The 19,094-nt window shown below is 72.6% G+C and carries 21 protein-coding genes; 10 read left to right on the top strand and 11 right to left on the bottom strand.

What is annotated here, in order from left to right; all coding sequences use genetic code 11:
• The first annotated feature begins 56 nt into the window (after positions 1–56).
• Positions 57–893, top strand: a complete 837-nt coding sequence (locus tag ABZ721_RS10220; protein WP_358788159.1) for an EI24 domain-containing protein — start codon at positions 57–59, stop codon at positions 891–893.
• A gap of 83 nt (positions 894–976) precedes the next feature.
• Positions 977–1,732 (top strand): class I SAM-dependent methyltransferase, encoded by a 756-nt coding sequence (locus ABZ721_RS10225; RefSeq protein WP_358788160.1) that lies wholly within the window; start codon positions 977–979, stop codon positions 1,730–1,732.
• Positions 1,733–1,818: 86 nt separating this feature from the next.
• Here the strand turns inward: ABZ721_RS10225 and ABZ721_RS10230 are convergent, their stop codons facing one another.
• Entirely contained in the window at positions 1,819–3,321 is a 1,503-nt protein-coding gene (locus ABZ721_RS10230) for an MFS transporter (RefSeq protein WP_358788161.1), read from the bottom strand.
• A 79-nt stretch (positions 3,322–3,400) separates the two neighbouring features.
• Positions 3,401–4,279, bottom strand: a complete 879-nt coding sequence (locus ABZ721_RS10235) for an SGNH/GDSL hydrolase family protein (RefSeq protein ID WP_358788162.1) — start codon at positions 4,277–4,279, stop codon at positions 3,401–3,403.
• A 257-nt stretch (positions 4,280–4,536) separates the two neighbouring features.
• Between ABZ721_RS10235 and ABZ721_RS10240 the strand changes: the two genes are divergently transcribed.
• Both ABZ721_RS10240 and ABZ721_RS10245 read left to right on the top strand, forming a co-directional pair.
• A complete protein-coding gene (locus ABZ721_RS10240; RefSeq protein WP_269272449.1) occupies positions 4,537–5,031 on the top strand; it encodes a DUF3145 domain-containing protein in 495 nt (164 codons plus the stop codon).
• A gap of 64 nt (positions 5,032–5,095) precedes the next feature.
• Positions 5,096–5,971 carry an NAD(P)-dependent oxidoreductase gene (locus ABZ721_RS10245; RefSeq protein WP_358788163.1) on the top strand — a complete coding sequence of 292 codons (876 nt, stop codon included), beginning with the start codon at positions 5,096–5,098 and terminating at the stop codon, positions 5,969–5,971.
• Between the two features lie 35 nt (positions 5,972–6,006).
• Here ABZ721_RS10245 and ABZ721_RS10250 read toward each other — a convergent pair whose 3' ends face one another.
• A complete protein-coding gene (locus tag ABZ721_RS10250) occupies positions 6,007–6,627 on the bottom strand; it encodes a TetR/AcrR family transcriptional regulator (protein ID WP_358788164.1) in 621 nt (206 codons plus the stop codon).
• A 111-nt stretch (positions 6,628–6,738) separates the two neighbouring features.
• Here ABZ721_RS10250 and ABZ721_RS10255 point away from each other — a divergent pair, with 111 nt between their 5' ends.
• Positions 6,739–7,707 carry a beta-ketoacyl-ACP synthase III gene (locus ABZ721_RS10255; RefSeq protein WP_358788165.1) on the top strand — a complete coding sequence of 323 codons (969 nt, stop codon included), beginning with the start codon at positions 6,739–6,741 and terminating at the stop codon, positions 7,705–7,707.
• Between the two features lie 74 nt (positions 7,708–7,781).
• Here ABZ721_RS10255 and ABZ721_RS10260 read toward each other — a convergent pair whose 3' ends face one another.
• From ABZ721_RS10260 to ABZ721_RS10280, 5 genes are all read right to left on the bottom strand, one after another.
• Entirely contained in the window at positions 7,782–9,044 is a 1,263-nt protein-coding gene (locus ABZ721_RS10260) for a beta-ketoacyl-[acyl-carrier-protein] synthase family protein (protein ID WP_358788166.1), read from the bottom strand.
• Between the two features lie 60 nt (positions 9,045–9,104).
• Positions 9,105–9,353 (bottom strand): acyl carrier protein, encoded by a 249-nt coding sequence (locus ABZ721_RS10265; RefSeq protein ID WP_138356760.1) that lies wholly within the window; start codon positions 9,351–9,353, stop codon positions 9,105–9,107.
• Between the two features lie 68 nt (positions 9,354–9,421).
• The gene (locus tag ABZ721_RS10270; RefSeq protein ID WP_358788167.1) at positions 9,422–10,435 is read right to left on the bottom strand and encodes a ketoacyl-ACP synthase III; all 1,014 of its coding nucleotides are present in this window, start codon (positions 10,433–10,435) and stop codon (positions 9,422–9,424) included.
• Positions 10,432–11,415, bottom strand: a complete 984-nt coding sequence (locus tag ABZ721_RS10275) for an ACP S-malonyltransferase (RefSeq protein WP_358788168.1) — start codon at positions 11,413–11,415, stop codon at positions 10,432–10,434. Before ABZ721_RS10275 ends, ABZ721_RS10270 begins: the two co-directional genes overlap by 4 nt.
• 89 nt (positions 11,416–11,504) lie before the next feature.
• Positions 11,505–12,701: a helix-turn-helix domain-containing protein gene (locus tag ABZ721_RS10280; RefSeq protein ID WP_358788169.1), complete on the bottom strand. Its 1,197-nt coding sequence runs from the start codon at positions 12,699–12,701 to the stop codon at positions 11,505–11,507.
• A 128-nt stretch (positions 12,702–12,829) separates the two neighbouring features.
• Here ABZ721_RS10280 and ABZ721_RS10285 point away from each other — a divergent pair, with 128 nt between their 5' ends.
• Entirely contained in the window at positions 12,830–13,483 is a 654-nt protein-coding gene (locus ABZ721_RS10285; RefSeq protein WP_358788170.1) for a pirin family protein, read from the top strand.
• On the opposite strand, the gene ABZ721_RS10290 is transcribed toward ABZ721_RS10285, so the two are convergent.
• Positions 13,480–14,295 (bottom strand): serine hydrolase domain-containing protein, encoded by an 816-nt coding sequence (locus ABZ721_RS10290; RefSeq protein WP_358788171.1) that lies wholly within the window; start codon positions 14,293–14,295, stop codon positions 13,480–13,482. The two genes, ABZ721_RS10285 and ABZ721_RS10290, sit on opposite strands and share 4 nt — an antisense overlap.
• A 78-nt stretch (positions 14,296–14,373) precedes the next feature.
• Between ABZ721_RS10290 and ABZ721_RS10295 the strand changes: the two genes are divergently transcribed.
• Positions 14,374–14,850 carry a MerR family transcriptional regulator gene (locus tag ABZ721_RS10295; RefSeq protein ID WP_358788172.1) on the top strand — a complete coding sequence of 159 codons (477 nt, stop codon included), beginning with the start codon at positions 14,374–14,376 and terminating at the stop codon, positions 14,848–14,850.
• A gap of 5 nt (positions 14,851–14,855) precedes the next feature.
• Complete coding sequence (locus tag ABZ721_RS10300; protein WP_358788173.1) at positions 14,856–15,884, top strand: aldo/keto reductase; 1,029 nt, start codon at positions 14,856–14,858, stop codon at positions 15,882–15,884.
• Here ABZ721_RS10300 and ABZ721_RS10305 read toward each other — a convergent pair.
• On the bottom strand, positions 15,862–16,587 hold the full coding sequence (locus tag ABZ721_RS10305; RefSeq protein ID WP_358788174.1) for a DUF4429 domain-containing protein: 726 nt from the start codon (positions 16,585–16,587) through the stop codon (positions 15,862–15,864). The two genes, ABZ721_RS10300 and ABZ721_RS10305, sit on opposite strands and share 23 nt — an antisense overlap.
• Before the next feature lie 138 nt (positions 16,588–16,725).
• On the bottom strand, positions 16,726–17,931 hold the full coding sequence (locus ABZ721_RS10310; RefSeq protein WP_358788175.1) for an alpha/beta hydrolase: 1,206 nt from the start codon (positions 17,929–17,931) through the stop codon (positions 16,726–16,728).
• A 325-nt stretch (positions 17,932–18,256) separates the two neighbouring features.
• On the opposite strand from ABZ721_RS10310, the gene ABZ721_RS10315 reads away from it, so the two are divergent.
• Together ABZ721_RS10315 and ABZ721_RS10320 are read left to right on the top strand one after the other, a co-directional pair.
• Positions 18,257–18,670: a peptidase inhibitor family I36 protein gene (locus ABZ721_RS10315; RefSeq protein ID WP_358788176.1), complete on the top strand. Its 414-nt coding sequence runs from the start codon at positions 18,257–18,259 to the stop codon at positions 18,668–18,670.
• 78 nt (positions 18,671–18,748) lie between these two features.
• Positions 18,749–19,033: a small hydrophobic protein gene (locus ABZ721_RS10320; RefSeq protein WP_358788177.1), complete on the top strand. Its 285-nt coding sequence runs from the start codon at positions 18,749–18,751 to the stop codon at positions 19,031–19,033.
• The last annotated feature ends 61 nt before the right edge of the window (positions 19,034–19,094 follow it).

Genomic DNA, 19,094 nt, shown 5'->3' on the forward strand with positions numbered 1-19,094 from the left:
GCCCTGACGCGCCCCGCCCCCGCACCCCGTCGCGGCGAGTCGTTAAGGTGACGCCCATGCGTGATCTCACGACCGGCGTGAAGTACTTCCTCGAAGGCCAGCGCTGGGTGGCCCGGCACCGGAGGTGGTGGGGGTTCGGGCTGCTGCCCGGACTGATCGCCCTGGTCCTCTACATCGCCGCGCTCGTCGCCCTCGGCTACTGGGCGGACGACATGGCGGCCTGGGCGACGCCGTTCGCGGACGACTGGGACGGCTTCTTCCGCTCCCTGCTGCGCGGGACGCTGACCGCCGTCGTCTTCTGCGGCGGGCTGCTGCTGGCGATGGTCTCCTTCACCGCCGTCGCGCTGCTGATCGGCGACCCGTTCTACGAGTCGCTGTCGGAGCGCGTCGAGGAGATGGAGGGCGGCGCCCCGCCCAAGCCCGACATCCCGCTCTGGCGCGAGATCCTCACCTCGATCCGCGACAGCCTCTCCGTCCTGCTGCGGGTGGCGGCCTTCGGGCTGTTCCTGTTCGCCTGCGGCTTCATCCCGGTGGTCGGCCAGACCGTCGTGCCGGTCGTGGGCTTCTGCGTCTCCGGCTTCTTCCTGACCACGGAGCTGACCTCGGTGGCCATGCAGCGCCGCTCGGTCCCGCTGCGGGCCCGGCTGCGGCTGCTGCGCGGACGGCTCCCGCTGACCCTCGGATTCGGCGTACCGGTGGTCCTGTTGTTCCTGGTGCCGGTCGTCGCCGTCTTCGCGATGCCGGGCGCCGTCGCGGGCGCCACGCTGCTGGTGCGCGATCTCGTTCCGGTGCCGGCCGCCGACCCGGACCACGACCCGGACCCCGACGGGGAACCGGACGGGCCGTCCGCCGGGAACGGTGACGACACGACGGGAACCGTTCCGATCTCCTGAGCATGTCCATGCGAAAGACCGCATCGCCCTGGGGGGGAACCCAGTCCGTGCGGCGGATCGCAGAGACCTGGGAGGGGCCGTTCATGGCGGAGCGCACGAACCAGTACGACGAGAACGAGCAGAGCTACCGCACGTACTGGCAGGGCCGCGGCTACGAGCACGACGCGGAGGTCGCGGCGCTCCGCTCGCTCCTGGCCGGCCGCCACTTCGGCCACGCGGCCGACGTGGGCGGCGGCTACGGCCGTCTCGTCCCCGTGCTGCGGGAGTTCGCCGACCACGTCACGCTCGTCGACTCCAGCAGGAAGCAGCTCAAGGACGCCGAGGAGTTCCTCGCCGACCTGAGCGATGTCTCGATGCGGCTGATGAGCGCGGGGCGGCTCGGCATGGACGAGGCGAGCATCGACCTGGTCACGATGATCCGCGTCATGCACCATCTGCCCGACCCTGCGCCCGCCCTGTCCGAGATCGCCCGGCTGCTGCGGCCGGGCGGCGTCGCCGTCGTCGAGAGCGCCAACCTCGCGCACGCCGCCAACCGGGTCCGCTACGCCGCCCGCCGGCAGCGCATCCCCACCGAGCCGGTCGACATCCGCTCCGCGGAGAACCGCGAACGGGACTCGATCCCCTTCGTCAACCACCACCCGCGCAAGGTCGCCGAGCAGCTCGCGGCGGCGGGCCTGACGGTGGAGCGGACGCTCTCGGTCTCCAACCTGCGCAGCGGCAAGCTCAAGAAGTTCGTGCCGCACCAGGCCCTGGTCCGCGCCGAGGGCGCCCTCCAGGCACCGCTGGCCCGGGTGTCGTTCGGCCCCAGCATGTTCTTCCTGGCGCGCAAGGCGGGCTGACCCGCTGCGGGCTTCCCCACGGCGACGCGCTGCGGGCTCCCCCGGCGGTGGCCGGGGGAGCCCGCGGTCGCGGTGCCTGTCGGGGCTCAGACCAGGGTGAGCTCGCGGTCGGCCGCGGCGCCCGCCGCCACCGGGGCGTCCGCCTCCGGCTCCTCGGCCGGGCGGACCGTCCTCGGCAGGAAGAAGCCGAGCGCGAAGGCCAGCGCGATCAGTCCCACGGTGCACAGCGCGGTCGTCCCGGCGGCGTCCAGCGCGGCGTCGACGTGGCCGGCGGGGCCCGGCCGGGCGTCGCCGAGGATGTTGAAGAAGACGGTGCCGAGGACGGCGAAGCCGAGCGTCATGCCGAGCTGCTGGAGCGCCTGCAGCGTGCCGGAGGCGGAGCCGATCTCGTGGCCGTCGACGCCGTTGAGGATGATGTCGAAGAGCGGGACGAAGATCATGCCCATTCCGGCGCCGCCGACCAGCAGCGGGGCGGCGAAGTCCCAGTCCGTGATGCCCGCGCCGGCCCACTGGAAGACGCCGTACAGGGCGAGCAGCCCGCCGCCCATCAGGAGCAGTCCCAGGTGCAGGATGCGGCGGCCCAGCCGGGCCATCATGATGCCGCCGAAGGCGGAGCCGAAGAGCGCGCCCAGCGCCCAGGGCGCCGTGGTCAGGCTGGAGTGCAGGGCCGTGTAGCCGAGGCCGAGCTGCAGGAAGATGCCGAGGGTCAGGATCATGCCGCCCATGGACGCGGTGAAGGCGATGGCGAACGCGACGCCCGACACGTAGGCCCGCTTGCGGAACACGCTCGGCTCCACCAGCGGGGTGCGGCCGGCGCGCTTGCGCAACACCTGGTAGCGGGCGAAGCCGGCCAGCACCGGCAGCGAGGCGGCGAGCATCACCAGCACCCAGGTGGGCCAGCCCAGTTCGCGGCCCTGCACCAGCGGGAAGACCAGCAGGAAGGCGCCGGCTCCGGCGAGCAGCACGCCGGGGAGGTCGAGCCGGGCACCGCGGGCGGTCGGCGCCACGTCCGGCAGGTACTTCCAGCCCATCACGAACGCGAACGCGCCGATCGGCAGGTTGATGCCGAAGATCATGCGCCAGCCGGTGCCGAACAGGTCGGCGTGGATCAGCACCCCGGCGATGATCGGGCCCATCACCGCGGACAGCCCCATCAGCGGACCGAAGATCCCCCACGCCTTCTTCATCTCGGAGGCGGGGAACAGGTCCCGGGTCAGCCCGAAGCCCTGCGGCAGCATCACCGCGCCGCACACCCCCTGCGCGATCCGCGCGACGATCAGCATCGTCGGGGAGTGCGCCGTCGCGCACACCATCGAGGTGAGCGTGAACCCGGCGATCCCGGCCAGCAGGACGCGCTTGCGGCCGTACATGTCGCCCAGTCGTCCGCCGGTGAGCAGCGCGACCGCCATGGCGAGGGTGTAGCCCGCCGCGATCCACTGCAGGTCGGCGTACGAGCCGCCGAGCCCGGTGCGGATCGCGGGCGCCGCCACGTTGGCGACGGTCGAGTCCAGCAGGTCCATGACGCTCGCCGCGATGACGGCGCTGTACCCGAGCCAGCGGTACCGGTGAAGTGCGTTCTTCGTGTCCATGAGCAGTACGCTACGGACCCTTGCGGTCAGCTTCTGTCCGCAAGGAAACGCGGGAACCAGGGGGAGTTGGGGCCGGCTCTCAGGGCTTGGCGAAGGCCGCCGTGAAGAGGATCCGGGCCAGCTGGGCCTGGCCCTGGGCGTTGGGGTGGAACCAGTCCCAGCTGCTCAACTCGTTCGACGAGAAGCGGTAGTCGAAGACCGCCCCGCCGTCGTAGCGGCAGTGCTGGTACGTGGCGCAGACCTCCTTGAGGACCCGGTTGTACGCCACCACCCGCGCCCGGACCGCGTCCCTGCGGGTCTGCGCGCTGCGGCTGACCGAGTCCGGGTCGCGCAGCATCGAGGGGCAGATGCCGAGCTTCCATATCTGCTTGCCCAGCGGGTTCTCCTTGCCGACCTCCCACAGCCGCTTGAGGTCGGGGATGCTCGCCACGAACACCTGCGACTTCGGCAGCGCGGTGTGCAGCCCGGCCATCGCCCGGGTGAAGTCGGCGCGGAAGTCGGCCACCGGCGTCATGGCGGCGACGGAGTCCCGGCAGGCGTCGTTGGAGCCCATCAGGACCGTCACCAGCGACGGCTTCTTCGCGGCGGCGGCGGCCGCCTGGTCGGGCAGGTCCGCCATCCGGGCGCCGCTCTCGGCCAGGTTCCAGCTGTTGGCGGCGCCGGCGGCGGACAGCACCCGCCCGGCGAGGCTGTCCACTTGGGCGCGGGTGCCGGTGACCCAGGACACCTCGGGGCAGTCCTTCAGCAGGGAACAGGCGTCGAAGCCGCGGGTGATGGAGTCGCCGAGCGCGGCGATCGACGCGGGGTGCGCGTTCCACGTCGGGGTGGGGCGGGGAACGGGTTTGCGGCTCGCGGAGGTGGCCGGGCCCGGGCCCGGCGCCCTGCCCTCGCCGGAGCACCCGGCCAGCAACAGGGAGGCGGCGGCAGCGGCCAGGCAGCCGCGCAGGAACGGTCGCATCCGGTGATCCCCTCCGACGAGTGGGTGACATCTGCTCTGAGCCCGACGGTACGTCACTCCTGTGGAGACGCCGCACGGTAGCTTTTCCCTGACAGCCGGGAGAACCGTGGGAGGTTTACCGAGGCCCAGTTGGCGAAAGTTCACTCTTGTCCTGTTTGTTATCAATGGTGCAGAATATCTAATGTTGCCCCGGAAGCAGCCGGTTCGGGCGTGAGGCCGCTGGGGAAGGCGAACCTCGTCCCACACTGGAGGTACCGGTGACGACACGTGGAGTTCTGTACGTTCACTCCGCACCGCGCGCGTTGTGCCCGCACGTCGAATGGGCCGTCGCGGGCGTCCTTGGCGTGCGCGTAAGCCTCGACTGGATCCGCCAGCCCGTCTCACCGGGCACCTGGCGGGCCGAGTTCTCCTGGCAGGGGGAGCCCGGCACGGCCTCGAAGCTGGCGTCCGCCCTGCGCGGCTGGCACCTGCTGCGCTTCGAGGTCACGGCCGAACCCTGCGCGGCCGCCGAAGGGGAGAGATACAGCTGCACCCCCGAACTCGGCATCTTCCACGCCGTCACGGGGATGCACGGCGACATCCTCATCCCCGAGGACCGGCTGCGCGCCGCGCTCCAGCGGGCCCGCACCGGTGAGGCCGACCTGGAGACCGAGGTCGCTCGGCTGCTGGGCAAGCCGTGGGACGACGAACTGGAGCCGTTCCGGTACGCGGGCGAGGGCGCTCCGGTGCGCTGGCTGCACCAGGTCGTGTGACGTCCCCTCAGGCCGGTCCCCGTGCCCTTGGCGCAGGCCCCGCGGCGGGTACTAACGTGCCGGTATGGACGAGAAACTTTCCGTAGCGGTGCTCGGCACCGGTCTCATGGGCGCGGGCATGGCGCGCAACCTCGCCACCGCCGGGTTCGAGGTACGCGCCTGGAACCGCACCCTCGCGCGGGCCGAGCCGCTCGCCGCCGACGGCGTGCACGTCACCGGTGACGTGACCGAGGCGGTCCGCGGCGCGGACGCCGTGGTCACCATGCTGCTCGACGGCCCCGCCGTACTGCGCACGATGCGCGAGGCGTCCCCCGGCCTGCGCGAGGGCGTGGTGTGGGCGCAGATGTGCACCGTGGGCCCGGACGCCCTGGCGCCGCTGGCCGCGCTGGCCCGTGAGCGCGGCGCGCACTTCGTCGACGCGCCGGTGCTCGGCACCCGTTCGGCGGCGGAGGCGGGCCAGTTGACGGTGCTGGCGGCCGGCCCCGAGGCCGCCCGGCCGGTGGCGGACCGGGTCTTCGACGCGGTCGGGCGCAAGTCGCTGTGGCTGGGCGACGACGGCGGGAAGGGAACGGCGAGCAGCCTCAAGCTCGTTCTCAACAGCTGGGTGCTGGCCGTCACCAACGGTGCGGCCGAGGCCATGGCACTGGCCGGAGGGCTCGGCGTGGACCCCCGGCACTTCTTCGAGGCGCTCGACGGCGGCCCGCTCGACCTGCCGTACCTGCGCCTGAAGTCGGAGGCGATCCTGAGCGGCGACTTCACCCCGAACTTCACGGTCGACGGCGCCCTGAAGGACGCCCGCCTCATCGTCGCCGCGGGCGAGGCCCACGGCCTGCACCTGGACGTGGCCGCCGCCGGCGCCGAACGCTTCAGCCGCGCGGTCGGCCTGGGCCACGGCGGCGAGGACATGGCGGCCACCTACTTCGCGAGCTTCGACGCGTAGCGAACCCGCGACGCGGGGACGGCGGCCCGCGCGGTTCAGCCCTCGCCTGGGCCGCGCAGCAGGCGCGCCACCGCGGTGCGGGTGCGGGCCGGGGCGGCCGGGTCGCCGAAGAGCTGCACCGAGTGGTTGAGGCTGAAGAAGATCCCGAGCAGTTCGAAGACGTACTGCTCGGGATCGCCGTCGCCCGGCAGCTCTCCCGCCGCCACCGCGTGCCGGACGTCGGCCAGCAGCCGGTGCCGCCACGTCTGATGGAGCCTCACCACGGCGTCCCGCACCGGGCCGGGCAGCTGGGCGTCGAACTCGACGGCGGCGGTGGTGAACAGGCAGCCGCCGGGGAAGGTCGCGCGTTCGCGCTCCAGGTACGTCGTCCACGCCTCGCACACCGCCCGCAGCCGGGCCAGGCCCGGCTCCGCCCCCGAGGCCGGTTCCCAGACCGCCCGGGAGAACACCTCGGACGCCCGGCGCAGGGCGGCGAGCTGCAGGGCCTCCTTGGTGCCGAAGTGGCCCAGCAGCCCGGACTTGCTGATGCCGAGGTCGCCGGCGAGCCGGCCGATCGTCAGCCCGCCGAGCCCGTCGACCGAGGCCATCGCGACACCGCGCTCGACGATGCGCTCACGGGTGCGGTGCGCCTCCGCGGCCGACTTCCTGGGACTCATGCCCCCATCGTATCGGCCACCGGACCTCATTTAGCGTCCGACCGGTCGGACGCTATATTGCTCGGCATCGCACCGCGCCGCACGCGCACCGAGCCGAGGAGCCAGCCAGCCATGTGGGAAGCACCGGGAAGCCGTATCGCCGCCATGGGCCACTACCAGCCGGGCGAGGTCCTCACCAACCACGACCTCGCCGGCCTCGTCGACACCAGCGACGAGTGGATCCGGCAGCGCACCGGCATCGAGACCCGGCACATCGCCCGCGGGGAGTCGGTCACCGACCTGGCCACCGCGGCCGGGGGCAAGGCGCTCGCCGCCGCCGGGCTCGACCCGGCCGACATCGGCCTGGTCGTCGTCGCCACGTCCAGCGCGATCGACCGCTGCCCGAGCGTCGCCGCGCAGACCGCGGGCCGCCTCGGCATACCCGCCGCCGCGGCGTACGACCTCAACAACGCCTGCACGGGCTTCGTCACCGCCCTCGCCACCGCCGACCACTCACTGCGCGCGGGTGCCGCGCGGCACGCGCTCGTCATCGGCGCCGAGAAGATGTCCGACCTCACGGACTGGACCGACCGCACCACCTGCGTGCTGCTCGGCGACGGCGCGGGCGCCGCCGTCGTCAGCACCCGGCAGGACGGGGACGAGGACGGCGACGCGCCGGGCATCGGCCCCGTCGTCTGGGGGTCCGACCCCGCCCGCGGCGACGCCGTCCGCCTCCAGGACGCGTGGCAGCCGCGCTTCCGGCAGCACGGCCAGACCGTCTTCCGCTGGGCCACCACCGAGCTGGCGCCCGTCGCCGTCGAGGCCTGCCGCCGCGCCGGCCTGACCCCCGGGGAACTGGGCGGCATCGTCACCCACCAGGCGAACCTGCGCATCATCGAATCGCTGGTGCGCCGGCTGGACGCGCCGCAGGCCGTCGTGGCCCGCGACGTCGCCGTCTCCGGCAACACCTCGGCCGCCTCGATCCCGCTGGCGCTCTCCAAGCTCGTCGAGGAGCGTGCCGTCCCGCAGGGGGCGCCGGTGCTGCTGCTCGGCTTCGGCGGCGGCCTGTCGTGGGCCGCCCAGGTCGTCGCCTGCCCCTGAGGGGAACGCGAACGGCCCGCCCCCGGTCGAGCCGGGGGCGGGCCGTCGTGTGGTCAGGCGCCGAGCTGTACGCGTCAGACGGTGCGGAAGGCCAGGACGACGTTGTGGCCGCCGAAGCCGAACGAGTTGTTGAGGGCGATGATCGGGCCCTCGGGGAGCGGCTTCGCCTCGGTGGAGACGAGCTTCGGGTCGACCTCGTCGTCCAGGTCCACGATGTTGATCGTCGGCGGGGCGAGGCGGTTCTTGAGCGCGAGCACGGTGGCGACGGACTCGATGCCGCCCGCGCCGCCGAGCAGGTGCCCGGTCATCGACTTCGTGGCGGAGATCGAGATGTGCTCCAGCTCGTGGCCCAGCACCTTGGCGAGCGCCTTGACCTCGGCGACGTCACCCTGCGGGGTCGACGTGGCGTGCGCGTTCAGGTGCATGATCTCGGAGGTGTCGAGACCGGTGTCGGCGATCAGGTGCTCCAGCGCGGCGGAGATGCCGCGGCCGGTCGGCTCGGGCTGGGCGATGTGGTGGCTGTCCGCCGACAGGCCCTGGCCCAGCGCCTCGCAGTACACCTTGGCGCCGCGCCGCTCGGCGTGCTCCGCGGACTCCAGGACGATGACACCCGCGCCCTCACCGAGGACGAAGCCGTCACGGCCCTTGTCGTACGGGCGCGAGGCGCCCTGCGGGTCGTCGTTGTTCTTCGACATCGCCATCATGTTGGCGAAGGCGACGATCGGCAGCGGGTGGATGGCCGCCTCGGTGCCGCCCGCGACGACCACGTCGGCGCGGCCGGTGCGGATCATCTCGATGGCGTAGCCGACCGCTTCCGCGCCGGAGGCGCAGGCGCTCACCAACGAGTGAACGCCGGCCCGCGCGTTGACTTCCAGGCCCACGTTGGCCGACGGGCTGTTCGGCATGAGCATCGGAACGGTGTGCGGGGAGACCTTGCGGACGCCCTGCTCCTTGAGCACGTCGTACTGGCCCAGCAGCGTCGTGACGCCGCCGATGCCGGAGGCGACGACGGTGCCGAGGCGGTCCGGGTCGATCGAGGAGTCCTCGCCGGCCTTGGCGGTGAAGCCGGCGTCGGCCCACGCCTCGCGGGCCGCGATCACGGCGAACTGCGCCGAGCGGTCCAGCTTGCGCAGCAGCGGGCGCGGCAGGATCTCCGACGGCTCCACGGCGATCTGACCGGCGATGCGGACGGGCAGCTCAGCGGCCCAGTCCTGCTCGAGAGCGCTGATACCGGAACGTCCGGTGACCAGACCGTCCCAGGTCGACGCGCTGTCGCCACCCAGCGGTGTGGTTGCGCCGATACCGGTGACGACCACGGTGCGATTGGTCGAGTTCACAGGAATTGTCTCTCCACGTATAGAAGGGCGGGCGACAGACGCGTCGTCCCAGGGGGTGTGTCAGGCCTGGTTCTTGAGGATGTAGTCGACGGCGTCGCCGACGGTCTTCAGGTCCTTGACGGCGTCGTCCGGGATCTTGGTCTCGAAACGCTCTTCAGCGGCCACGACGACCTCGACCATGGACAGGGAGTCGACGTCCAGGTCGTCGGTGAAGGACTTCTCCGTCTGGACGTCCTCGACCGGGATGCCGGCGATCTCGTTGACGATCTCGGCGAGGCCTTCGAGGATCTCTGCCTGGGTGGCGGCCATTACGGCGCTCCTTATGTGTTGCGGGGGAGTGCGGCGTGCGGGACTGCGGCGCCGCGAAGGGTTTGTGACTAGGGGAGAGTAACCACAGTTGCGGCGTACACGAGACCCGCCCCGAAGCCGATGAGCAGGGCGGTGTCGCCGCTCTTGGCCTGGCCGGTGGCCAGCAGCCGTTCCATCGCCAGCGGGATGGAGGCCGACGAGGTGTTGCCGGTGGTCTCGATGTCGCGGGCGACGGCGACGTGCGCCGGCAGCTTCAGCGCCTTGATCATCGAGTCGATGATGCGCATGTTCGCCTGGTGCGGGATGAAGACGTCCAGCTGCTCCGCGGTGACGCCCGCGGCGTCCAGCGCCTGCTGGGCCACCTTGGCCATCTCGAAGACCGCCCAGCGGAAGACCGTCTGGCCCTCCTGGCGCAGCGCCGGGAACTTGCCCGTCTCGGGCTGGCCGCCCTCGCGGAAGACCTCCCACGAGTCGGTCTGGGAGATGACGTCGGCCTTGTCGCCCTCCGAGCCCCAGATGGCGGGGCCGATGGCGGGCACGTCGGAGGGGCCGACGACGACCGCGCCGGCGCCGTCACCGAACAGGAAGGCGGTCGCCCGGTCGGTCAGGTCGGTCAGGTCGCTCAGCCGCTCGACGCCGATCACCAGCACGTTCTCGGCGCTGCCGTCGGTGACCATGCCCTTGGCGAGGGTCAGCCCGTAGGCGAAGCCGGCGCAGGCCGCGGAGATGTCGAACGCGGCGGCCTTGCCCGCGCCGAGCCGGAACGCGATCTCGGTCGCGATCGCCGGCGTCTGCTTGAAGTGCGAGACGGTCGCGACGACCACCCCGCCGATGTCCTCGGCCGTCAGACCCGCGTCGGCCAGGGCCTTGCCCGCGGCCTCGATCGACATCTCGGCGACGGTCTCCTTCTCGTTCGCCCAGTGGCGCGTCGAGATGCCGGAGCGGGAGCGGATCCACTCGTCGCTGGAGTCGATGGTCTCCAGGATCACCTCGTTGGGGACCACCCGGGTCGGCCGGTAGCCGCCGACGCCGCGGATGCGCGCGTAGCGGGCACCCTGGCTGGGCTGGATCTTCGCCGTCATGTCTGGGGTGACTCCTCTTCGGCCGTGAGCGGCAGGGACGCGACCGCGTCCGGGTCGCCGTGCTCGGCGACGATCGCGCGAGCCGCTTCGATGTCGTCCGGGGTCTTCAGCGCGAGCGTCTTGACGCCCGGCAGCGCGCGCTTGGCGAGGCCGACCAGCGTGCCGGCCGGGGCCATCTCGATGATCGCGGTGACGCCGAGTTCCTTGAACGTCTCCATGCACAGGTCCCAGCGGACCGGGTTGGACACCTGCTGGACCAGCCGCCGCACGATCTCGGCGCCGCTGGTGACGACCTGCCCGTCGGCGTTCGACACGTACCGGACGGCCGGGTCGGCCACGGTCACGCCGGGCACGAGCGCCTCCAGCGTGGACACCGCTGGAGCCATGTGGCGGGTGTGGAACGCGCCGGCCACCTTCAGGGCGATGACACGGGCCTTCTCGGGCTTGTCCTCGGCCAGCGCGGCCAGCTGCTCCGCGGTGCCGGCGGCGACGATCTGCCCGCCGCCGTTGATGTTCGCCGGGGTCAGCCCGAGCTTCTCCAGGTGCGCGAGGACCTGCTCGGGGTCGCCGCCCAGCACCGCGGACATGCCGGTGGTGGTGACGGCCGCGGCCTCGGCCATGGCCAGCCCGCGCTGCCGCACGAGCGCCATCGCGGTCTCCGCGGTGATCACTCCGGCGCCGGCGGCGGCGGTGATCTCACCGACGCTGTGCCCGGCGACCGCGCCGACCGCGCGCCGGCCCTCGGCCGGGTGCGGGAACAGCGACAGGGCCGAGACCAGTCCGGCGGCCACCAGCAGCGGCTGCGCCACGGCGGTGTCGCGGATCTCGTCCGCGTCGGCCTTCGTGCCGTAGTGGACGAGGTCGAGCCCGGCCACCGCGGACCACCAGTGAAGGCGGTCGGCGACACCGGGGAGGTCGAGCCAAGGAGTCAGGAAGCCGGGCGTCTGGGCACCCTGGCCGGGAGCGACGAGTACGAGCACGTAAACACTCTCTCTCGCGGGCGGGTCGAACCGCCCGTGGGGACAGGGACCAAGAACTGCTGGACGATTTGTTGGTGTCCAACAAAAACTCAGGGTGATGGGTCAGCGGCGGACAGTCGTCCCAGGATGAGGGCGATGCGCAGCGTGAACGCCGAACGTACGTCGGAGGGTGACCATCCGGTGACATCCGTCACACGTCGCAGCCGGTAGCGGACGGTGTTTGGGTGAACGAACAACATGCGGGCCGCCCCTTCGAGAGAGGACGCCTGCTCCAGGTAGACACTCAGCGTTTCGAGGAGCGCGGAGCCCGCTTCTTCGAGCGGTCTGTAGATCTCCTCCACCAGCTGTTCACGTGCGAACCGGTCGCCGGCCATCGCGCGCTCGGGCAGCAGGTCGTCGGAGACGACCGGCCGGGGCGCGTCCGGCCAGGCGGCGCACGCCTTGAGACCGGCCGCCGCGGCCTGCGCGGAGCGGGTGGCGGACAGCAGGTCGCCGACGACCGGTCCGGCCACCACGGGGCCCGCCGCGAACGGGCCGATCAACGACTTCGCGACCCGGATCGGCTCGCCCTCGCCGCCGGCGATCACGACCAGCCGGTCGCCGAACACCCCGGTCAGCACCTGCAGCTTCGCGTGCCGCGCGGCCCGCCGGATCGCCTCCACCGTCAGCTCGCTGTCGCCGTTCGGGGCGGTCCCGAGGACCACCACGATCTTGTCGGGCGAACTCCAGCCCAGCGCCGCCGCGCGCGACAGCACGCCCTCGTCGGCCTCGCCCGACAGCACCGCGTTGACGACCAGCGACTCCAGGCGCGCGTCCCACGCGCCCCGGGCCTCGGCCGCCTGCGCGTACACCTGGGCGGTGGCGAAGGCGATCTCCCGGGCGTACACCAGCAGCGCCTCGCGCAGCACGGACTCGTCGCCGGGCGCGGCCACCTCGTCGATGGCCGACTCCATGACCTCGATGGTGGTGCGCACCATCTCCACGGTCTGCCGCAGCGAGATCGCCCGGGTCAGCTCCCTGGGCGCGGTCCCGAAGACGTCCGTGCTGATCGCCTGCGGCGCCTCGGGGTGCCGGAACCACTCCGTGAAGGCCGCGATGCCGGCCTGCGCCACCAGCCCGATCCAGGACCGGTTCTCCGGCGGCATCGCCCGGTACCACGGCAGCTGCTCGTCCATTCGGGCGATGGCGTTGGCCGCGAGCCGGCCGGACGACTTCTCCAGCCGGCGCAGCGTCGCGGCGTGCTCAGCGCGGACGGGCTTCTTCGGGAGCTGCGGGGTGTCGGGCACGGGACAAGACTGCCTTATCCGCACGAGTGCCCAGCGCCGGGGTGCCGTGCGGCACGCTTCCCGGTCCCCGCCCCGGCACTTCGGCGGGCCCGTCCCCGGGGGGCGGGCCCGCCCGATACGGTGGCCGGATGATCGACGTTCGGCGCGGCGGAGAGCGGTACGGCGGCGGGGACGCCGCGGCGGGGATCGAGAGCCTGCACGCGTTCTCCTTCGGCTCCCACTACGACCCCGGCAACCTGCGGTTCGGGCCGCTGATGGCGTGCAACGAGGAGCGGCTGGCGCCCGGCGCCGGCTTCGCGGAGCACCCGCACGGGGGAGTCGAGATCGTGACGTGGGTGATCGAGGGGGAGCTGGCGCACCGCGACTCCGCGGGCCACGAGACCGTGGTGCGGGCCGGCGAGGTCCAGCTGCTCAGCGCGGGCGACGGCGTCCGCCACGTCGAACGCAACGCCGGGGCGGGCCCGCTGAGGTTCCTTCAGATGTGGCTGGAGCCCGCGACGGCCGGCGGCGCGCCGCGCTACGGCGTCGAGCGCGGCACGCGCTTCGTGCCGTTCCGCCAGCCGCACGCGGCCCTGTCCGTCGCCCGCGGCCCGGCCGAGCTGCCGGCCGCGCCCTTCGTGTACGTCCATGTGGTGCGCGGCACGGTGCGGATCGGCGACGCGGCCCTCGGCGAGGGCGACGCGGCGCGCGTCACCGGCGGGCGGGGGCTTGCGGTGGCGGCGGCGGAGCCGGTGGAGTACCTGGTCTGGGCGATGGGCCCGCCGCCGCGCGACGGCTTCTAGGCCGTCAGCTCGGCGAGGACCGCGTCCGTCAGGGCGGGCCACAGCGGGACCGCCCACTCGCCCCAGGCGCGGTCGGTGAGGCAGACGCACGCGGCGCCCGCGTCCGGGTCGACCCACAGGAAGGTGCCGGTCTGGCCGAAGTGGCCGAAGGTGCGGGGGCTGGAGGCGGCGCCGGTCCAGTGCGGGGTCTTGGAGTCGCGGATCTCGAAGCCCAGCCCCCAGTCGTTCGGGTTCTGGTGCCCGTAGCCCGGCAGCACGCCCTTGAGCCCGGGGAAGACCACGGAGGTCGCCTCGTCCAGGGTCGACGGGTGCAGGATGCGCGGCGCCTGCAGCTCGGCGGCGAAGCGGACGAGGTCCTCGACGGTGGAGACGCCGTCGGCGGCGGCCGAGCCGGGCAGCGAGGTGGCGGTCATCCCCAGCGGCTCCAGCACCGCCTGGCGCAGGTACTCGGGGAACGGGATGCCGGTCGCCTTGGCGATGTGGTCGGCGAGCACCTCGAAACCGGCGTTGGAGTAGAGCCGGCGGTCCCCGGGCGGCGCCATCACCCGGTGCTGGTCGAAGGCCAGCCCGGACGTGTGGGAGAGCAGATGGCGCACGGTCGAGCCCTCGGGACCGGCCGGTTCGTCCAGCTCGAAGACGCCCTCCTCGCAGGCGACCAGCGCCGCGTAGGCCGTCAGCGGCTTGGTGACGGACGCGAGCCGGAACGGGTCGCCGACCGGGCCCTCGGACCCGGCCACCGTGCCGTCCCGGCGGACGACGGCCGCCGCGGCCGTGGGGACGGGCCAGTTCCTGATCTCGCGCAAGCTCTCCATGGGGCGAGCGTAACGCGGGCGGAAAAGATCTCCTGCGGCGCTTGCTTGGAGTGCACTCGAAGTCCGTAGCGTAGGGGCATGACGGTAACGCAGGTGGCTGTGACGCAGGCGGCGAGGACCAGGGCGACCCGGATCGCGTCCTGCGATGAGCAAACCTCGATTTTGCGGCCCGACGGGCAGGACCAGTACACGATCAGCGAAGTGGTCACCGTGACCGGGCTGAGCGCGCACACCCTGCGCTGGTACGAGCGGATCGGGCTGATGCCGCACGTCGACCGCTCCCACACCGGGCAGCGCCGCTACTCCAACCGCGATCTGCACTGGCTGGCCTTCGTCGGCAAGCTCCGGCTGACCGGGATGCCGGTCGCGGACATGGTCAGGTACGCGGAGATGGTCCGTGAGGGCGAGCAGACGTACAGCGCGCGCAAGCAGCTGCTCGTCGCGCACCGTGAGGACGTGCACCGGCGGATCGCCGAGCTGCAGGACACCCTCGTGGTCCTGGACTACAAGATCGACATGTATGGAGGCGCCCAGCGGGCGCCGGAGAGGTCCTGAACCCGATGAGCGACACCACGAGCACCGAGAAGGTCGACACCGTACGGCTGGGCACGGACGGACCGCTGGTCGGCGTCCAGGGCCTGGGCTGCATGGGCATGAGCGAGTTCTACGGCGAGACCGACGTCGACGCGGCCCGGGCGACGCTGGACGCGGCGCTGGAGGCGGGCGTCACGCTCTTCGACACCGCCGACATCTACGGCAACGGGGCCAACGAGGCGTTCATCGCCCCCTTCGTGCGGGCGCACCGCGACGAGATCACGCTGGCGACGAAGTTCGCCATCGAGCGCCGGGACGACGACCCGACCTACCGCGCCGTCCGCAACGACCGGGCGTACATCCGGCAGGCCGTCGAGGCCAGCCTGCGCCGCCTGGGCACGGACGTCATCGACCTGTACTACATGCACCGCCGCGACCCGGCCGTCCCGCTCGCGGAGTCCGTCGGCGCGATGGCCGAGCTGGTGGCGGAGGGCAAGGTCCGGTACCTCGGGCTGTCCGAGGTGACGGGCGCGGAGCTGCGCGAGGCGCACGCCGTGCACCCGATCGCCGCGCTGCAGTCCGAGTGGTCGCTGTTCAGCCGCGATGTGGAACGCAGCGCGGTCGGGGCCGCCGCCGAGCTGGGAGTGGCCTTCGTGCCGTACTCGCCGCTCGGCCGGGGCTTCCTGACCGGCGCCTTCCTGGACGCGACGACCGATCTGGGCGACGACGACTTCCGCCGGCACCAGCCCCGCTTCACCGGTGAGAACGCCAAGCGGAACGCCGACCTGCTGGACCCGGTGCGCAAGGCCGCCAAGGCCCACGGCGCGACCCTGGGCCAGATCGCGCTCGCCTGGGTGCAGCAGCGCGCCCAGGTGCACCAGCTCGCCGTGGTGCCGATCCCGGGCACCCGCAAGGTGAGCCGCGTGCTGGAGAACACGGCGGCGACCCGGATCACCCTGGACCCGGTCGAGCTGGAGTGGCTGGAACCGATCGCCGAGCACGTCGCCGGCGACCGCTACCCGGACATGAGCTCTACCTCCGCCGCGCGCGAGTAGCCGCCTGCACGGCGGCCAGCACGGACGCGGCGAACGGCAGCGACTCGTGGACCTGCCCGTAGCCGAGCCCGAAGACCACCGCGGCCGGGTTCTGGTCGGGGTCGCCGGGACGCTCGGTGTCGTCGGCCGGCCGCAGCCGCAGATAGCCGTGCAGCAGTTCGGGGGAGCGCCAGTCGACCCCGGTGAGGTCGGCGACCGGGAAGTGCTGGTCGCCGGCCTTCCACTTGGCCGTCGAGGCGCCCGTCCAGAACCAGCGGAAGGACACCGTGCGGCCGTCGAAGGCGGCCCGGGCGTCGTACGCCTTGAACGACTGCGGACCGGCGGGCGCGGCGACCAGGAAGCGTTCGGCGGGCTCGCCCGTGTCGCTGTCGGAGACCGCGACCCGTAGCTCGTCCGTGTAGTACTCGGCGAGGGTCTCGCGGTCGGCCGGCAGCACCAGCCGGTAGGGGTCCGCGGAGTCCTTCAGCTGCCCGCCCGCCGCTTCCATCAGCGGATCGGCGCCCGGCCGGGGGAGGGCGCGCAGCACGACCGTGCCGCGCTTGCCCGGGACGAGCTCGACGCCGGTCAGCGCGGCGTGCGGGATCCGGCGCTCGCCGAGCGCCTGGAGCAGCTTCGAATTGCGGACCCCGCGCTCGTACCGGATGACCACGGCATCCGTGTCGAACTCCCACACGGCATTGGATCCGGCCAAAACGTCACCCATACGGCTCATCGTAGGGCCGAATGTGGTCCCAACGGCCGAACCGACCGCAAAAACACGCGTGGGATGGGGGCGGGGCCTGGGATTGCGGCCCGAGGGACGTACCGCGGGCCGACGGTCGTCCCGCCGGCCCCGGGGGGCTCAGCTCTGCTCGAGCCCCGACGAGCAGTCCTCGCGGTGCGGCGCGCAGTGCACGGCGCCGTACTGCCCGAGGGCGATGTCGGTGAAGTTCGCCAGGCTCTCGGTGCCGGGCGCGAAGTAGCCTGGGTGGCCCAGGGCGCCCTCGGTGCCGACCACCCGGGCCCCGAAGGCCTCCGAGACCGGGTCGGCGCCGTGCCCCAGACCCGCGATCTCCAGGTGCGGCACATCGCCGATCCAGTCGCTCGGGTCACGCGCGGCCCACACGTTGGCGGAGGTGTGCAGCTGCGACGCGCTGCCCACCCGCATCCCCGGGCTGCCGAAGACCGTGATGTCCGAGACCCGGTCCGACGGCAGGTCGGGAGCGGCCAGCCCGCACAGCACCGAGCCGTAGGAGTGGCAGAACAGCGAGATGTGCGCGCTCTGCGGCAGCGCGTCGACCAGGGCGTTCAGCCGGACCGCGCCGTTCTCCGCCAGCTCGCCGGTGGAGGCGTCGAGACCGACCCCCGACGGCGTCGTGTAGTTCGCCCAGGCGATCACCGCGGTGCGCGCGGCCGGAGCCTGGGCGCGCTCGGCCGAGTACAGGGCGCGGGCCATGCCGACCGGGGCGGCGTAGGACTTGGCGGTCCGTTCGAATGTGCCGATGTCGGTGTCCACGCCCGGCACGACCAAAGCCACCCGGTCGGCGGAGTCCAGGTCGCCGAAAACCTCGGCCGCGCGGCCGGCGCCGGTCGGGTCGAAGGCGAGGATCTGCCGTCCGTCGGCCAGCAGCGAGGCGTAGCGGTGGGCGCGCATGTCGGCGTCCCTGCGGCCGGCCGGGGTGAGCTGGTCGCTGTGCGAGCGGACGATCTCCGTGACGCGCGTGCGGGCGAGCGCCACCCGGTTGGCCAGGTAGCGCACGCTGACCGGAGCGCCGTCCAGGTTGCCGACGACGAGCGGGTAGCGGTTGGCGAGCTGGCGGGACTGGGCCGCGGTCAGCGTCGCGAAGAAGTGCGCGATCGCGTCGGCGTTGGCCGAGGCGCTGGGCAGTTGCCGCCCGCCCACCGAGCCGTGCAGCCACGACGTCAGCGCCGCCGCCCGTGGATCCTCCGCGCCCTTGTGCGGCCGGATGGCCGTCCAGCCGGTGGTCGCGAGCATGACGAAGATGACGGCCAGGGCCAGCAGGGCCCGGACAGACGTTGCGTTGAAGCGCTCATCGAACGGGGTCACTCAGGATTGCCTCGCGAAATCGTCCCGGACGCGCACGCCGACCCGGTCCGTCGGCAGAGGTGCGCGCGGGGTGTGGTGGCCCCTCGGTTCATCGAAGAGGTGCGGTATCTCGATCCAGCGTAGAAGACGCGGAGCCATGCTCGAGCCAAGGGTGACCCAAGTCACGTTTCGAAAGTGACTGTAGCGGCCATACGAATGGGTCGCGCATGGGTCACGAATGGGTCAGCCGCTACCGGCGTGACGGGCCGGCCAGCATCCCCCTATCAGGAGGAACGCGCCCGCCGGGTCTTGTGAGCGCCGCACCGGCCGCTCCAGCCTGAGCCGCATGAACCCGATCCTCACCGCCGCCGCCCTGGCCGCCGCGCTCCTGCCCACCGCCGCCGCCGTACCGTCCGCCGCCTCCGCCGCCTCCGCTACGTCCGCCCCTTCCGCCGCGTCTGCCCCTTCCGCGGGCTCCGCGAAGGCCGCCTGCGACCCGGGCCAGCTGTGCCTGTGGGGCAGGGCCGGCTACAGCGGCACCCGGCAGAGCCACGAGCTGGCCGACACCGGCATCGACAACTGCGTACCGCTCCCGGCGGGCGTCCCCGCCCGCTCCTTCGTCAACCGCGTCGGCCGGCCGGTCACCGTGTACCAGAGCGCCGAGTGCGCCACCGAGGCCGAGTTCGACACCTACCCGACGGGCACCTGGGTGCCCGAATCCCGTTTCACCGTCCGGGCGTTCAAAGTATGGGAGAACTGAAGGCATGGCACCGGCACCGCATGCGCGGCCCGGGTCGGGGAACACGACCGGCGAGCCCAGAAACCTTACGGAGGGACGATGGCCACCCGAACCCGCAGCCGTATCCGTTCGCCATTCAGCAGCCGGTCCAGCAGGTCCGGCCGGTCCGGCCGGTCCGACATCGGGACGATCGCCGTCGTCGGCGCCGTCTGCGCCATCGTCGGATTCTTCGTCCTGGGGATCGTGCTCGGCCCCCTCGCGATCATCTTCGGCTGGCTCGCCATGGGCCGCAGCTGGCGAGGCGCGAAGTCGATCCCCGCGGTCGTCGCCGTCGTCCTCGGCGCCTTCGACACCATCGTCGCGCTGCTCTGGCTGGCCCAGTAGCCGTCGCCGCAACGACGACGCCGGGCCCGCCCCCCCGCCCCACGGGGGGGGGCCCCGCACC

The sequence above is a fragment of the Streptomyces sp. NPDC006733 genome (assembly GCF_040636125.1).
Taxonomy (GTDB): Bacteria; Actinomycetota; Actinomycetes; order Streptomycetales; family Streptomycetaceae; genus Actinacidiphila.

Bases quoted from the DNA above. Each gene is read 5' to 3' on its own strand.
- ABZ721_RS10220 (WP_358788159.1), top strand. From the start codon at position 57: ATGCGTGATCTCACGACCGGCGTGAAGTACTTCCTCGAAGGCCAGCGC.
- ABZ721_RS10225 (WP_358788160.1), top strand. From the start codon at position 977: ATGGCGGAGCGCACGAACCAGTACGACGAGAACGAGCAGAGCTACCGC.
- ABZ721_RS10230 (WP_358788161.1), bottom strand. From the start codon at position 3,321: ATGGACACGAAGAACGCACTTCACCGGTACCGCTGGCTCGGGTACAGC.
- ABZ721_RS10235 (WP_358788162.1), bottom strand. From the start codon at position 4,279: ATGCGACCGTTCCTGCGCGGCTGCCTGGCCGCTGCCGCCGCCTCCCTG.
- ABZ721_RS10245 (WP_358788163.1), top strand. From the start codon at position 5,096: ATGGACGAGAAACTTTCCGTAGCGGTGCTCGGCACCGGTCTCATGGGC.
- ABZ721_RS10250 (WP_358788164.1), bottom strand. From the start codon at position 6,627: ATGAGTCCCAGGAAGTCGGCCGCGGAGGCGCACCGCACCCGTGAGCGC.
- ABZ721_RS10255 (WP_358788165.1), top strand. From the start codon at position 6,739: ATGTGGGAAGCACCGGGAAGCCGTATCGCCGCCATGGGCCACTACCAG.
- ABZ721_RS10265 (WP_138356760.1), bottom strand. From the start codon at position 9,353: ATGGCCGCCACCCAGGCAGAGATCCTCGAAGGCCTCGCCGAGATCGTC.
- ABZ721_RS10270 (WP_358788167.1), bottom strand. From the start codon at position 10,435: ATGACGGCGAAGATCCAGCCCAGCCAGGGTGCCCGCTACGCGCGCATC.
- ABZ721_RS10285 (WP_358788170.1), top strand. From the start codon at position 12,830: ATGATCGACGTTCGGCGCGGCGGAGAGCGGTACGGCGGCGGGGACGCC.
- ABZ721_RS10290 (WP_358788171.1), bottom strand. From the start codon at position 14,295: ATGGAGAGCTTGCGCGAGATCAGGAACTGGCCCGTCCCCACGGCCGCG.
- ABZ721_RS10295 (WP_358788172.1), top strand. From the start codon at position 14,374: ATGACGGTAACGCAGGTGGCTGTGACGCAGGCGGCGAGGACCAGGGCG.
- ABZ721_RS10300 (WP_358788173.1), top strand. From the start codon at position 14,856: ATGAGCGACACCACGAGCACCGAGAAGGTCGACACCGTACGGCTGGGC.
- ABZ721_RS10305 (WP_358788174.1), bottom strand. From the start codon at position 16,587: ATGGGTGACGTTTTGGCCGGATCCAATGCCGTGTGGGAGTTCGACACG.
- ABZ721_RS10315 (WP_358788176.1), top strand. From the start codon at position 18,257: ATGAACCCGATCCTCACCGCCGCCGCCCTGGCCGCCGCGCTCCTGCCC.
- ABZ721_RS10320 (WP_358788177.1), top strand. From the start codon at position 18,749: ATGGCCACCCGAACCCGCAGCCGTATCCGTTCGCCATTCAGCAGCCGG.